The organism is Ancalomicrobiaceae bacterium S20 (assembly GCA_040269895.1).
In the GTDB taxonomy this organism is placed as follows: Bacteria; Pseudomonadota; Alphaproteobacteria; order Rhizobiales; family Ancalomicrobiaceae; genus Methyloraptor; species Methyloraptor flagellatus.
Genome location: CP158568.1, coordinates 2317791 through 2331034 on the forward strand (window position 1 = coordinate 2317791; position 13244 = coordinate 2331034).

At 67.3% G+C, this 13244-nt stretch carries 13 protein-coding genes; 5 read left to right on the plus strand and 8 right to left on the minus strand.

Annotation, left to right across the window (positions count from 1 at the left end; all coding sequences use genetic code 11):
* Positions 1 to 35: 35 nt before the first annotated feature.
* The 4 genes from era to acpS all read right to left on the minus strand — a co-directional run bounded on the left by era (position 36) and on the right by acpS (position 3261).
* Entirely contained in the window at positions 36 to 929 is an 894-nt protein-coding gene (gene era, locus ABS361_10575; protein ID XBY46609.1) for a GTPase Era, read from the minus strand.
* A gap of 138 nt (positions 930 to 1067) precedes the next feature.
* Positions 1068 to 1808 (minus strand): ribonuclease III, encoded by a 741-nt coding sequence (gene rnc, locus ABS361_10580; protein ID XBY46610.1) that lies wholly within the window; start codon positions 1806 to 1808, stop codon positions 1068 to 1070.
* A gap of 76 nt (positions 1809 to 1884) precedes the next feature.
* Positions 1885 to 2706: a signal peptidase I gene (gene lepB, locus ABS361_10585; protein XBY46611.1), complete on the minus strand. Its 822-nt coding sequence runs from the start codon at positions 2704 to 2706 to the stop codon at positions 1885 to 1887.
* 111 nt (positions 2707 to 2817) lie between these two features.
* Positions 2818 to 3261, minus strand: a complete 444-nt coding sequence (gene acpS, locus ABS361_10590; GenBank protein XBY46612.1) for a holo-ACP synthase — start codon at positions 3259 to 3261, stop codon at positions 2818 to 2820.
* A gap of 32 nt (positions 3262 to 3293) precedes the next feature.
* On the opposite strand from acpS, the gene ABS361_10595 reads away from it, so the two are divergent.
* A complete protein-coding gene (locus tag ABS361_10595; GenBank protein XBY46613.1) occupies positions 3294 to 4058 on the plus strand; it encodes a hypothetical protein in 765 nt (254 codons plus the stop codon).
* 68 nt (positions 4059 to 4126) lie between these two features.
* Here the strand turns inward: ABS361_10595 and ABS361_10600 are convergent, their stop codons facing one another.
* Both ABS361_10600 and rpoZ read right to left on the minus strand, forming a co-directional pair.
* Positions 4127 to 6343 (minus strand): bifunctional (p)ppGpp synthetase/guanosine-3',5'-bis(diphosphate) 3'-pyrophosphohydrolase, encoded by a 2217-nt coding sequence (locus ABS361_10600; GenBank protein XBY46614.1) that lies wholly within the window; start codon positions 6341 to 6343, stop codon positions 4127 to 4129.
* 377 nt (positions 6344 to 6720) lie between these two features.
* Complete coding sequence (gene rpoZ, locus ABS361_10605) at positions 6721 to 7095, minus strand: DNA-directed RNA polymerase subunit omega (GenBank protein XBY46615.1); 375 nt, start codon at positions 7093 to 7095, stop codon at positions 6721 to 6723.
* A 463-nt stretch (positions 7096 to 7558) separates the two neighbouring features.
* Here rpoZ and ABS361_10610 point away from each other — a divergent pair, with 463 nt between their 5' ends.
* The 3 genes from ABS361_10610 to ABS361_10620 all read left to right on the plus strand — a co-directional run bounded on the left by ABS361_10610 (position 7559) and on the right by ABS361_10620 (position 9299).
* Complete coding sequence (locus ABS361_10610; GenBank protein ID XBY46616.1) at positions 7559 to 8176, plus strand: NYN domain-containing protein; 618 nt, start codon at positions 7559 to 7561, stop codon at positions 8174 to 8176.
* 16 nt (positions 8177 to 8192) lie between these two features.
* Positions 8193 to 8870 (plus strand): uracil-DNA glycosylase, encoded by a 678-nt coding sequence (locus tag ABS361_10615; protein XBY46617.1) that lies wholly within the window; start codon positions 8193 to 8195, stop codon positions 8868 to 8870.
* A gap of 69 nt (positions 8871 to 8939) precedes the next feature.
* Complete coding sequence (locus tag ABS361_10620; GenBank protein XBY46618.1) at positions 8940 to 9299, plus strand: hypothetical protein; 360 nt, start codon at positions 8940 to 8942, stop codon at positions 9297 to 9299.
* A 47-nt stretch (positions 9300 to 9346) separates the two neighbouring features.
* On the opposite strand, the gene smpB is transcribed toward ABS361_10620, so the two are convergent.
* Together smpB and dapA are read right to left on the minus strand one after the other, a co-directional pair.
* Positions 9347 to 9817 (minus strand): SsrA-binding protein SmpB, encoded by a 471-nt coding sequence (gene smpB / locus ABS361_10625; protein XBY46619.1) that lies wholly within the window; start codon positions 9815 to 9817, stop codon positions 9347 to 9349.
* Between the two features lie 94 nt (positions 9818 to 9911).
* The gene (gene dapA / locus ABS361_10630) at positions 9912 to 10790 is read right to left on the minus strand and encodes a 4-hydroxy-tetrahydrodipicolinate synthase (protein ID XBY46620.1); all 879 of its coding nucleotides are present in this window, start codon (positions 10788 to 10790) and stop codon (positions 9912 to 9914) included.
* Positions 10791 to 11220: 430 nt separating this feature from the next.
* On the opposite strand from dapA, the gene ABS361_10635 reads away from it, so the two are divergent.
* Positions 11221 to 13236 (plus strand): lytic transglycosylase domain-containing protein, encoded by a 2016-nt coding sequence (locus ABS361_10635; GenBank protein ID XBY46621.1) that lies wholly within the window; start codon positions 11221 to 11223, stop codon positions 13234 to 13236.
* Positions 13237 to 13244: the final 8 nt, after the last annotated feature.

The following is a 13244-nucleotide window of genomic DNA, read 5'->3' on the forward strand; positions in this document are numbered from 1 at the left end:
TCCTCCCGTGGTCTCCCGCGCCAGAGCGGCGGCGCTCACCCCTTGGGGAATTCGAGCCCCATCTCGCGGTAGCGCTCCGGATCGTCGGACCAGTTCTCGCGCACCTTCACGAACAGGAACAGGTGCACCGGCCGCTCGACGATCTCGGTGAGCTCCTTGCGGGCCGCCATCGAGATCGCCTTGATCGTCTCGCCCTTGTTGCCGAGCACGATCGCCTTCTGGCTCTCGCGGGCGACGTAGATCGTCTGCTCCACGCGCACGCCGTTCTTCTGCTCCTTCCAGAGCTCCGTCTCTACCGTCGACTCGTAGGGCAGTTCCTCGTGCAGACGCAGGAACACCTTCTCGCGCGTGATCTCGGCTGCGAGCATGCGCATCGGCAGGTCGGAGACCTGATCGTCCGGGAACATCCACGGGCCGGCCGGCACCTTGCCGGCGAACCACTTCAGCACGTCCTCGACGCCCGATCCGTCGAGCGCGGAAACCATGAAGGTCGCCTCGAACGGCGTGCGCGCGTTCGCTTCCGCCGTCAGCGCCAGCAGCGTGTCGCGCTTGACGAGGTCGATCTTGTTCAGGATCAGGATCTTCGGCTGGCGCACCTCGGCGAGCTTGTCGAGCACGGCGAGCGCGGCCTCGTCGAGGCCCTTCTTGGCGTCGACCAGGAAGGCGACGAGGTCGGCGTCGGCGGCGCCGCCCCAGGCGGTGGTCACCATGGCGCGGTCGAGACGTCGGCGCGGCTTGAAGATGCCGGGCGTGTCGACAAAAATCACCTGCGCCTCGTCGACCATGGCGATACCGCGGATCAGCGCGCGCGTGGTCTGCACCTTGTGGGTGACGATCGAGACCTTCGAGCCGACCAGACTGTTCAGCAGCGTCGACTTGCCGGCGTTCGGGGCGCCGATCAGCGCGACGAAGCCGGCGCGCGTCGCCATGCCCCCTCGGCCGGGCCGCCGATGCGGCGATGCTCAGGCGCGGCGGCGCGAGGCCTCTTTGCCTTGTCGGCCTTTGCCGGATCGGCGGCGGTCTGCGCTACGACCGAAGTGTCGGTGTCGGCGGTCTTGTCGGTCTCGTCAGGCATCGGTGGTTCCTTCGGTCCAGACGCCATCGCGCCAACTGCCCTCGCGCCAGATCGCCTCGCGGACCAGCACGGCCGCGGCGGCGTTCTGCTCGGCCTCGCGCTTGGACCGGCCGGTCCCGGTCGCCATCTCGACGCCGGGGATTTCGACCGCGATCGTGAACATCGGATCGTGGTCGGGGCCGGTGCGGTCGGTCTGGCGATAGGTCGGGGTCGGCAGGCCGCGGCCCTGGGCCCATTCCTGCAGGGTGGTCTTGGCGTCGCGCTGCGCGCCGCCGGCGGTTTTCATGCGGGCCGCCCAGTTGCGCTCGACGAAGGCGAGCGCCGGGGCGACGCCGGCATCGAGATAGATCGCGGCGATCACCGCTTCGGCGATGTCGCCGAGAATGGCGACCTTGGTGCGGCCGCCGGTCTGCGCCTCGCCGCCACCGAGCCGCACCGCCTCGCCCAGATGCAGGCTCTTGGCGACCTCGGCGCAGGTCTCGCGCTTGACCAGCGCGTTGAGCCGGCGCGCGAGTTCGCCCTCGTCGGCCTTCGGATAGGCCCGGTACAGCATGCCGGCGACGCCGAGCGCCAGCACGCGGTCGCCGAGAAACTCCAGCCGCTGATAGCTGTCGGCGGCGTTCGAGACCGCGCTCGTGTGGGTCAGCGCCTGCGCGAGCAGGCGCCGGTCGGCGAAGACATGGCCGATCCGCGCCTCGATCGCCGCGAGCCTGTCCTTGTCCCTGCCGCTCATGCCGGTTCCGCCGCGTTCTTGCCGAGACCGGCCCGGGCCGGCACGAGCCCGGCCGGCGGTCTCGCCTTGCCTGATCTCACAGCGTGTCGAGCATCCGCGACCAGCGGATCGTCCACGGCCAGGTCCAGAACTGCCAGGCCTGCGCACCTTCCTCGATGGAGAAGAAGATGATCTCGGCGCGGCCGACCAGATTTTCCGCCGGCACGTAGCCGACCTGCGGGAACCGGCTATCCTGGGAATTGTCGCGGTTGTCGCCCATCATGAAGTAGTGGCCTTCGGGCACGACATATTCCTGGCTGTCGCTCGCCGCGCCGTTCAGGGCCACGCAGTCGTTCATGGTGGCCGACGCGCGCGGCCTCGGGCAGTTGTCGCCCGGCCCTTCCTCGATCGCGTCGAGCACCAGATAGGACCGCCCCTCGGGCAGGGTCTCGCGATAGCGGCGCGTCTTGACCTCGCCGCCGAAGCGATCCTGCTCGACGAAGGCGTCGACGGGCTCCTTCTTCACCGCGGTGCCGTTGATGAAGAGCACGCCGTGCTTGGTCTGGATACGGTCGCCCGGCAGGCCGATCACGCGCTTGATGAAATCGACGTCGGTGTTGTTCGGCTGGCGGAACACCACCACGTCGCCGCGCTTCGGCTGGCTGCCGAGCACCCGGCCGTGCACCGGCACGTCCGAGAACACCCACGGCAGCGAGAAGCGGCTGTAGCCGTAGCTGAACTTCGACACGAACAGATAGTCGCCGACGAGCAGCGTCGACTTCATCGAGCCGGAGGGGATGTTGAAGGGCTGGTACAGGAACGTGCGGACCAGGACCGCCAGGATCAGCGCCTGGACGATCACCTTGATGGTCTCGCCCCAGCCGCCTTCTTTCGTTTCGGGTTCGGTGGTCACGCTCATGGGCCCTTCGGATGCCTCGCCTGTCAGTCTGCCGGTGATAACGCCTCGCCCGACCCGCCGCAACAGAGCGACCCGATTACGGCGGCGGAGAGGCACGCAGCCGGCCGTGCCTCAGCTCGGTTCGTCCGCCTCGGTTCGGGCCCGGGGCATCGGCCAGTCCGCCGGCCAGGCCGAGATCACGACGAAGGCCTGGGCGAGCGGGTAGTCGTCGGTGATGGTGAGGTCGATGCGCGCGGTGAAGCCCGGCGGCGTCATGGCGGCGAGCCGTTCCGCCGCACCGCCGGTCAGCGCGACGGTCGGCTTGCCGGAGGGCAGATTGACGACGCCCATCTCGCGCCACGCCACGCCCATGCGGATGCCGGAGCCGAGCGCCTTCGAACAGGCTTCCTTCGCGGCGAAGCGCTTGGCATAGGACGCCGCGCGCTCCTTGCGGCCTTCCGAGCGCGCGCGCTCGACCTCGGTGAAGACACGGTGCGTGAAGCGTTCGCCGAATCGCTCGAGCGTCTGCTCGACCCGCCGGATGTCGATGAGGTCCGATCCGATGCCGATGATCATTGCGGGCGCCCCGTTGACGCAGGTGTAGGACGGTGATCCGATCAGCCCGACCGAGATGCCGGGACGGCCGACATCTCTTGATGACCTGTTTACGTAAACGCCTTATTCATCGGCTGACGGCCAAGGTCGAATCGATCGCCGGAGACTTCAACAGCATGCCCTCGCCGCTCTCGTCCACTGCCATCGTCGTCGTCGGAAACGATCCGCTCGCCCAGAGCCTGCTCGGCGCGGCCGCGCGCCTCGGTGTCGGCCGCTGCGTCGCCGCCGAACGGATCGACGCCGACACGCTTCGCGAGCCCGTGCGGTTCCACATCGTGACCGATCCGCTCGCCCCCGGCGCCTCGGCCTATCTGAAGGCGCTGCGCAAGGCGCCGAACGCCGCCGATCGCGCCGCGCCGGTCTATGCCGTCGTCGCGCCCGGTGATCGTGTCGGCGTGCGCAAGCTGGTCGGCGAAGGCTATGACGAGCTTCTCGTGCGCGACCGGCACCTGATGCCGCGGCTCGTGCACCGGCTCGCCGATCAGCTCAACCGCGAGATCCTCTACTACGAAACCGCGACCTATTTCGGCCCCGATCGCCGACGCTACGAATTCGCCGGCAGCTCCGACATCGAACGTCGCGGTGTCGCGAACGACAAGTACTGGTTCCGCTGCCTCGGCATCTACCGGGATCCGGAGTTCGGCGTCTCGGTCGTCGACAAGTCCGAAGCGGAAGCGGCGGCGATGATCGCCGAGCGCGGCATCGAGGCGCTGCCCGACGGGCTGTCGTTCCCGCCGGCGCTGCCGCCGCGCGCCTGAGGCTCGATCCACGGAGCGCGATACAAACCGGCCGCAATGCGGCCGGTTTTGCTTTGACGGGGGCTTGCTCAGCCGTTCACGCGCTCGGCCGCAGAGACGATCGGCTTGGTGCGCAGCTGGTTGATGATCCGGTTCAGGTGCTTCAGGTCCCAGACTTCCAGGTCGATCATGATGTCGTGGAAGTCGGCGCCCTTGCGGATCATCTTGATGTTGTCGATGTTGCCGTCGTTGTCCGCGATCACCTGGGCGATCGCGGCGAGCGAGCCCGGCTCGTTCAGCGAGGTGATGCTGATCCGCGCCGGGAACCGCTCGGGATCGTTGGCATCGATATCCCAGCGCACATCGAGCCAGCGCGACGGCTCGTCGTCGAAGTCCTTCAGGGCCGGCGACTGGATCGGATAGATCGTGATGCCCTCGCCCGGCGTCAGGATGCCGACGATGCGGTCGCCCGGCACCGCGCCGCCCTCGGGCGCGAAGCGCACCGGCAGATCGCCGGAGAGTCCGCGGATCGGAATCGAGCGCTGGTCGTCGCTGCCCGGCACGCGGAACTTCATCTTCTGGCGCCGGCCGCCGATGTCGAACCAGCCCTCGCCGCTCGCCGTCTTGGCGGCGGCGTTGGCGCGCTCGTCCTGATAGTCCGGATAGACCGCCTTCAGCACCGCCTCCGACGGCACCTCGCCGCGACCGACCGCCGCGAGAACGTCATTGAGCGACTGGTGGCCGAGCCGACCCATGGCGCCCGACAACAGACTGTCCGAGAAGCTGCGGCCGGCGCGCTCGAAGGCGCGGACCAGGATCTGCCGGCCGAGGCCGCCGAACTGCTTTCTGACCGCCTCGCGCGTGGCGCGCCGGATCGCGGCGCGCGCCTTGCCGGTGACGGCGATCTGTTCCCAGGCCGGCGGCGGCACCTGCGCCTTCGAGCGGATGATCTCGACCTCGTCGCCATTGGCGAGCTCGGTCATCAAGGGTGTGATGCGGCGATTGACCTTGGCGCCGACGCAGGTGTTGCCGACGTCGGTATGGACCGCATAAGCGAAGTCGATCGGCGTCGCGCCGCGCGGCAGCGCGATGATCTTGCCCTTGGGCGTGAAGCAGAACACCTGATCGTGGAACAGCTCGAGCTTGGTGTTCTCGAGGAATTCCTCCGGATTGAGGTTCGGGTCGTTCAGCCGCTCGATCGTGTCGCGCAGCCAGCCGTAGGCGCCCGATGCCTCCGACAGGCGCGCGATGTTGCGGCCGCCGGCGATCTTGTCGCCGTCCTTGTAGAGCGCGTGCGCGGCGATGCCGTATTCGGCGAAGCGGTGCATCTCCTCGGTGCGGAACTGCAGCTCGACGCGCTGGCGACCGGGGCCGACCACGGTGGTGTGGATCGAGCGATAGTCGTTCTGCTTCGGGGTCGAGATGTAGTCCTTGAACCGGCCCGGCACCATCGACCAGGTCCGGTGCACGATGCCGAGCGCCAGATAGCACTGCTCGACCGACTGCACGACGACCCGGAAGCCGTAGATGTCGGAAAGCTGCTCGAAGGTCAGGCCCTTGCGCTGGACCTTCACATAGATCGAATAGGGCTTCTTCTCACGACCCTTGACGCGCGCCTGGATGCCGTTGGCCGCCAGTTTCTCGGTCAGCGCGGTTTCGATCTCGGGGATGAGGTTCTTGTTCTCCTCCCGCATCGCGGCGAGCCGGTTGGAGATCATCTGATAGGCTTCCGGCTGCAGGTGCCGGAAGGCCAGATCCTCCAGTTCCTCGCGCATGCCCTGCATGCCCATGCGGCCGGCGAGCGGCGCATAGATCTCCATCGTCTCCTCGGCGATGCGGAAGCGCTTCGCCTCGGGCACGTAGTGGAGCGTGCGCATGTTGTGCAGACGATCGGCGAGCTTGACCAGGAGCACGCGGATGTCGTCGGAGACCGCCAGCAGCAGGCGGCGGAAATTCTCGGCCTGCTCGGTCTTCTTGGAGACGAAGTCGAGCTTCTTGAGCTTGGTCAGGCTCTCGACCAGCCCGCCGATCTCCGGGCCGAACTTGCCGTCGATCTCGGCGCGGGTGGCGTCGGTGTCCTCGATCGTGTCGTGCAGCAGGGCGACCGCGATCGAGGAATCGTCGAGGCGCAGATCGGTCAGGATCGCGGCGACTTCGAGCGGGTGGGAGAAGTAGGGATCGCCGGAGGCCCGCTTCTGCGAGCCGTGCTTCATCATCCCGTAGACATAGGCCTTGTCGAGCAGCGCCTCGTCGGCGTTCGGATTGTATCGCTTGACCCGTTCGACGAGTTCGTACTGCCGCATCATCGTCGGTTCTGGTCCTCCCGGAAGGCCTTTTGTTGTCGTCCCGACCCGCGGTCGTCCCGGTCCAAAGAACCGGGGTGCGCGGGTCTCCTTTTCACGATACGGGATCGCGAATCCGGCCGGACGCCACGACGCCGATCCCCGAACCTACGAGTCGGAACGGAATATTCGGTGAATATGGCACGGGACGGCACCGCCCGTCAGTGGTGATGCGACACGCCTGCCCTGGCGTCGACGCGCCGCTGGCGAAGCCGCGGCCGCCAGAGCGGGGCCGACAGAGGGCGCCCGGCCTGAAAACACGACGACCGCCCGGAGGGGCGGTCGCGAATGGGAGCCGATGCCGGCCCGGGATCGAGCCCTCTCGGGCGTCGCGAGGAGGATCAGTCCTCCTCCTCCTTGTCCGGCGGCACGAGGCCCTCGAGGCCCTTGAGCAGTTCCTCTTCCGACATGCGGTCGAACTGGATCGAGTCGTCGTCCTCCGAGGAGGCGGCGATCATCGGGACCGTCTCCGGCTCCGGCTCGTCGACCTCGACGAACTTCTGGAGCGAGTGGATGAACTCCTCCTTCAGATCCTCGGGGATGACCGTCTCGTCGGCGATCTCGCGCAGCGCGACGACCGGGTTCTTGTCGTTGTCCCGATCGATCGTGATCGGCGAACCGGACGAGATCATCCGCGCGCGATGGCTCGCGAGCAGCACGAGCTCGAAGCGATTCTCGACCTTGTCGATGCAGTCCTCGACGGTGACGCGCGCCATTCCCAATTCTCCTGAGGCGAAACCAGAGCGGACATTTAGGCGCCCGCACGCAAAAAAGCAACGGTTTCTCGGCCGCTCCCGACCGCACGGTCGAAACCGGGTCCGATCCCTCGCGCGGCCGGCGATCCGTCGGCCCGTTGCACAGCGCCAAATGCCACCCGCCAGCCGAAGCGGCCCAGTGTCTCACGTCCTGGAACAACGAGCACATTCCAGCAAACGCGTATAGATCCGTCAACACTGTTGCTGAACGGATGATCAAATCTCGCCGATCGTACAAGGATTGCTGGCACCGGGGGACGAAATCGTCTAGGCTGTTCCGGTTCGATGACCGCCGGTCAGGAACATTCGTTCGCTGCAGATTTCTCGACGGCGAATGTCGGCCCATCGAAATTTCATCTGAGGCGAGCCCAACGAAATCATTACGTTTCTGTCGGGCTGCATATCAGCAAAAGAACTGGACACGATGTTCGATCCACGTGAAAAGATTGCCCTGTTCATCGATGGGGCCAACCTCTACGCAACCTCCAAGGCGTTGGGGTTCGATATCGACTACAAGCGGCTGTTGCAGGAGTTTCAGAGCAAGGGCTACCTGCTGCGCGCGTTCTACTACACCGCCCTGATCGAGGATCAGGAGTACTCGTCGATCCGCCCCCTGATCGACTGGCTGGATTACAACGGCTACAAGGTCGTCACCAAGCCGACCAAGGAGTTCTTCGACTCGTCGGGCCGCCGCAAGATCAAGGCGAACATGGACATCGAGCTCGCGGTCGATGCCATGGAGATCGCCGATCATATCGATCATCTGGTGCTGTTCTCCGGCGACGGCGACTTCCGCCGTCTGGTCGAGGCGATCCAGCGGCGCGGCAAGAAGGTGTCGGTCATTTCGACGCTGCAGACGCAGCCGCCGATGATCGCCGACGACCTGCGCCGTCAGGCCGACCACTTCGTCGACCTGTCGACGCTGCAGGCCAAGATCGGTCGCGACCCGGCCGAACGCGCCGCGCGCATGGCCGAGCGTGAGGCGCAGCGCCGCCAGCACACGCCGGACTACGAAGAAGACGAATTCGACGACGACGTCTGAGCGCGCCGATCTGCCGATGGCCCGCTCAGCCAAACCTGCCGTCGCGCATGCCGGGATCGACACCCCCGCCGATCCCGGTCGCGACTGCCCGCTCTGCCCCCGGCTCGTCGCCTTCCGCGAGGAATGGCGCGCGCGCGAACCGGGGTGGTTCAATGCGCCGGTGCCGTCGTTTCGCGGCGATGCGCCGAAGCTGCTCGTCGTCGGCCTCGCCCCCGGGATCCGCGGTGCCAACCGCACGGGCAGGCCCTTCACCGGCGACTATGCCGGCGACCTCCTCTACGCGACGATGATCGACTACGGCTTTGCGCGCGGCACGTTTCAGGCGCGGCCGGACGACGGGCTTCAGCTCGTCGATGCGGCGATCACCAATGCGGTCCGCTGCGTGCCGCCCGAGAACAAGCCGACCCCGGCCGAAATCAACACCTGCCGGCCGTTCCTCGTCTCGACCACGGCCTCGTTCGACGGGCTGAAGGCGGTGCTCGCGCTCGGCCGCATCGCCCACGACAGCGTCGTGCGCGCCTTCGGCCTCGTACCGTCGCGCGTGCCCTTCGGCCACGGCGCGGTGCACCGGCTCGACGGTCGCCCGGTGCTCTTCGACAGCTACCACTGCTCCCGCTACAACACGAACACCGGCGTGCTCACGACCGAGATGTTTCGGAACGTGTTCGCGGCGATCCGGGCGGAGATCGGGTGACGCCTCGACTCGCCTTCCGGTCGCAAGCAGTGACATAGTTCTCCCTTCTCGACCGAGGGAGACCGCATCATGGCGACGTTCCGCATTCCCGGGTTGCCGGCGATCCAACTGCCCTTTTCCGGCGATGTCAGCCAGGTCATCGCGCCGCTGACCTCCTGGTTCAGCGGCAATCGCTACAGCCTGTTCTCGATTGATCTCGGCCGATCCAGCGCCCCGGAGGTCGAGCGGGTGATCCTCGACGAGGTCGGCAGCTACGGACGCCAACTCGGCCGCATCGGCGAAGCCTTGGCCGTGCTGGTCGACCATTTCGAGCCCAAGGGCGAATTGTCGCCACGCGAGCGCAAAGCGCTCGCGGCACTCACCGTCATGATCGACGAGATCGAGGCGATCAAGCGTCGTCAGGAACAGGACGCGAAGGCCGAGGGCTGATCACGCTCGGCGCGACCGGCGAACGGCCCTCTGCCGGCAACCGGGCATCAATCCCGCGCCTTGAGCAAACGCCCCTGCTCGCGCTTCCAGTCGCGTTCCTTGTCGCTCTCGCGCTTGTCGTGCAGCTTCTTGCCGCGAGCCAGTGCCAGTTTGACCTTGGCGCGGCCCTTGTCGTTGAAGTGGATGTCGAGCGGCACGACGGTCAGGCCTTCGCGCTCGGTGGCGCCGAGGAGCTTGTTGATCTCGCGGCGGTGCATCAGTAGCCGGCGCGGGCGGCGCGTCTCGTGATTGAAGCGGTTCGCCTGCAGATATTCGGGGATATAGGCGTTGTAGAGCACGAAGTTCGTGCCCTCGGCGGCGGCGTAACTGTCGCCGATGTTGGCCTTGCCGCCACGCAGCGACTTGATCTCCGTGCCGGTCAGCGCGATGCCGGCCTCGTAGACGTCGATGACTTCGTAATTGAACCGGGCCTTGCGGTTCTCGGCCGCAAGCTTGTTGTGGCCCGCATCCTTGCTCATCGTCTTTCCACTTTCCCGAGTTCGTCCGCTGCGGTCGAACCCGGTCAGATGGGAACGGCGCGGCCGCACGTCAACGCGCGGCCGCCGTCCCGGTTCAGTTGATCAGGCCCGCGTGGCGCATGGCCTTGTCCATCTCGGCCTCGACGGCGGCCGAGACGGCGACCATCGGCAGGCGCAGCTCGTTCTGGATGCGGCCGAGCTTGGCGAGGCCGTACTTCGGGCCGCCCGGATTCGGCTCCAGGAACATGGCGCGATGCAGCGGCATCAGCTTGTCCTGATAGTCGAGCGCGGCGGCATAGTCGCCGCGCATGCAGGCTTCCTGGAAGGCGGCGCAGAGCTTCGGCGCGACGTTCGCCGTCACCGAGATGCAGCCGTTGCCGCCATGGGCCATGTAGCCGAGCGCGGTGCCGTCCTCGCCCGACAGCATGACCCAGTCCTTGCCGATCGCCATGCGCTCGAGCGAGGGCCGGTTCAGGTTCATCGTCGCGTCCTTGACGCCGATGATGTTGCGGCTGTCGGTCTTCAGGCGAAGCATGGTCTCGACCGAGATGTCGACGATCGAACGCGGCGGGATGTTGTAGAGGATGATCGGAATGCCGACCGCGGCATCGACCGCCATGAAGTGGCGGTAGAGGCCTTCCTGGCTCGGCTTGTTGTAGTAGGGCGCGACCACCAGCAGGCCGTCGGCGCCGGCCTTCTCGGCGAAGCGCGCGAGGTCGATCGCCTCTTCGGTGTTGTTCGAGCCGGCGCCGGCGATCACCGGCACGCGGCCCTTGGCCACCTCGAGGGTCAGTTCGACGACGCGCTTGTGCTCGGCGTGCGAGAGCGTCGGGCTCTCGCCCGTGGTGCCGCACGGCACGAGGCCGTGGCTGCCCTGATCGATCTGCCAAGCCACGAGGTCCTGGAACGCTTTCTCGTCGACCGCCCCGTTCCGGAACGGCGTGACGAGTGCTGGCATGGACCCCTTGAACATCGACCGACCCTCTTCGAAATGTGCCGGAAACCCAAAAACACGTGGAAACTGGCATTCCGACCCGGAACAGGGCATGATCCCGGTCGGACACACAGTCCGCGACCCGTCCATCTCGGCCATCGCGCGTAGAGAAGAGCGCGACATCCGGGCAGAGCGGCGTGGGGCCGGACAATAGTCACTGCCGCCCATGGGAGCAAGGGCAGCAGAGCTAAGGCCTTGCCGGCGGCGGAGGGAGCCCCGCGAAACGTCGGCCGGCCCCGAAAGCGCCGGTCCCGAAAGCGCCGGGTGCGGCGCCGAGCAACAAGACCGCGAGCGGGGATCGCGGCCTTCGGTAAGTCTTTGTTCACCATGCGGGCCCTAGGGTCGGAGGGGGCATGGTGTCCGGTCGCAGGCCAATTCGGCGCGGCCGCTGGTGTTTCGGAGATTTGGGATGTTCGGTCAGCTCCGCTCGACGGCCCTCGTGGCCCTCGCCCTTGGCGCGACCGCCGTGCTCGCCGCGCCCGCGCAGGCCGACACGGCCTTTTCCAAGGCGATGGAGGCCGCCGGCCGCGGCGATGTCGCGACCATCGCTGCCATGCGCCCGTCGCTCGACCGCGTCGAACAGAAGCTGGTCGACTGGTATCTGATCCGCATGGGCTCGGGCCTGCCCGCGGCCGCGATCACGCGTTTTGCGATCGAGAACCCGACCTGGCCGGATCCGGAGTTCTTCCGCCGCCGCGCCGAGCAGGCGCTCGAGAAGGAGAACCCGGCGCCGGACGACGTGATCGGCGCCTTCGCCGGCAGCCGCCCCTATTCCGACAAGGGCCGGATCATGCTCGCCCGCGCCCTGGTCGCGAAGGGCCGGCGCGACGAGGCCGCGCGCTGGGCGCGCGAGGCCTATCGCAACGAAAAGCTCTCCGACGACGAGGAACGCATCCTCACCACGGAATTCGCCGCGCTGCTCACCCCAGCCGACCACAAGGCGCGGCTCGACATGCTGCTCCTGAAGAACCGGACCGGCGAGGCGCTGCGCGTCGCCGGCCGGCTCGGCGGCGGCTATGTCGCGCTCGCGCAGGCGCGCGTCGCGGTCGAGAAGAAGCAGGGCAACGCCAGCGCGCTGCTCGATGCCGTGCCGTCCGATCTGAAGCGCGATCCGGCCTATCTGTTCGGCCGCGCCCAGTGGGCCCGCCGCCAGGAGCGCTGGCGCGATGCCGGCGAGATGCTCGCAGCCGCGCCGAAGGATCCGCGCGCGATGGTGATGCCGGACGAGTGGTGGGAAGAAAAGCGCATCGTCAGCCGCAAGCTGATCGACATGGGCGATGCGCGGCTCGCCTACAAGGTCGTCGTCGGCCACGCCGGATCGACCAGCGCCAATCAGGCAGAAGCCGATTTCCATGCCGGCTGGTACGCGCTGCGCTTCCTGAACGAGCCGTCGGCCGCGCTGAAGCACTTCACCGCGATCCTAGACGACTCGGTCAAGCCGGTATCGCGTGCCCGCGCCTATTACTGGATGGGCCGCGCGGCAGAGGCCGGCGGTGGCGGATCGGCCAACGAATATTATCGTCAGGCGGCGGCCTACGGCTTCACCTTCTATGGCCAGATGGCGCGCGCCAAGCTCGGCGTCGCCGACCTCGGCCTGCCGCGATCGGTCGGGCCGAGCGGTTCCGATCGGGCGGCGATCGAGCGCGACGACCGGTTCGCGGCGTTGAAGAAGATCGGCCAGCTCGGCCGCAAGGATCTCGCGGCGACCTTCTATCGCCACATGGCCGAAACGCTGCCGACCTCTGGCCAGGTCGCCGCGCTGGTCGAGCTCGCCGAAGCGCAGGGCTGGACCCATTATGCCGTGATGGCCGGCAAGATCGGCGCCCAGCGCGGCCTCGACATGGCCGTGATGGCCTTCCCCGTGCGCGGCGCGCCGGCGAACCTCGACACGAGCGGGCTCGAGAAGTCGCTCGCCTACGCGATCATGCGGCAGGAGAGCGAGTTCAATCAGGAGGTCGTCTCCTCCGCCGGCGCGGTCGGCATCTTCCAGGTCATGCCGGATACCGGGCGCGACGCGGCCAAGTATCTCGGCATCCCCTATGATGCGCGCGCCTGGCGGCAGAACGCCCACTACAACGTCCGGCTCGGCGCGGCCTATGTCGCGCGGCTCGTCAACAATTACGACGGCAACTACGTGATGGCGATCGCCGGCTACAACGCCGGTCCGGGCCGCATCCGCGACTGGGTGCAGGCCTATGGCGATCCGCGCACGGGTCAGGTCGACATCGTCGACTGGATGGAGCGGATTCCGTTCTCGGAAACCCGCAACTACGTCCAGCGGGTGCTCGAGAACCTGCAGATCTACCGCTACCGGCTCGAGAATCGCCGGCTCGAGATCGCACAGGATCTGAAGCGCGGCATCGGCGCCCGGCCGCCGGTCGCGACCGGGTCGATCCCGGCCGCCGCGGCCGCGATGAACGATTGAGTCCGGCC

Excerpts from the sequence above, each read along its gene's own strand:
- smpB (XBY46619.1), bottom strand. The coding sequence starts at position 9,817 with ATGAGCAAGGATGCGGGCCACAACAAGCTTGCGGCCGAGAACCGCAAG.
- ABS361_10635 (XBY46621.1), top strand. The coding sequence starts at position 11,221 with ATGTTCGGTCAGCTCCGCTCGACGGCCCTCGTGGCCCTCGCCCTTGGC.
- ABS361_10615 (XBY46617.1), top strand. The coding sequence starts at position 8,193 with ATGGCCCGCTCAGCCAAACCTGCCGTCGCGCATGCCGGGATCGACACC.
- ABS361_10610 (XBY46616.1), top strand. The coding sequence starts at position 7,559 with ATGTTCGATCCACGTGAAAAGATTGCCCTGTTCATCGATGGGGCCAAC.
- dapA (XBY46620.1), bottom strand. The coding sequence starts at position 10,790 with ATGTTCAAGGGGTCCATGCCAGCACTCGTCACGCCGTTCCGGAACGGG.
- rnc (XBY46610.1), bottom strand. The coding sequence starts at position 1,808 with ATGAGCGGCAGGGACAAGGACAGGCTCGCGGCGATCGAGGCGCGGATC.
- ABS361_10620 (XBY46618.1), top strand. The coding sequence starts at position 8,940 with ATGGCGACGTTCCGCATTCCCGGGTTGCCGGCGATCCAACTGCCCTTT.
- rpoZ (XBY46615.1), bottom strand. The coding sequence starts at position 7,095 with ATGGCGCGCGTCACCGTCGAGGACTGCATCGACAAGGTCGAGAATCGC.
- acpS (XBY46612.1), bottom strand. The coding sequence starts at position 3,261 with ATGATCATCGGCATCGGATCGGACCTCATCGACATCCGGCGGGTCGAG.
- ABS361_10600 (XBY46614.1), bottom strand. The coding sequence starts at position 6,343 with ATGATGCGGCAGTACGAACTCGTCGAACGGGTCAAGCGATACAATCCG.
- lepB (XBY46611.1), bottom strand. The coding sequence starts at position 2,706 with ATGAGCGTGACCACCGAACCCGAAACGAAAGAAGGCGGCTGGGGCGAG.
- era (XBY46609.1), bottom strand. The coding sequence starts at position 929 with ATGGCGACGCGCGCCGGCTTCGTCGCGCTGATCGGCGCCCCGAACGCC.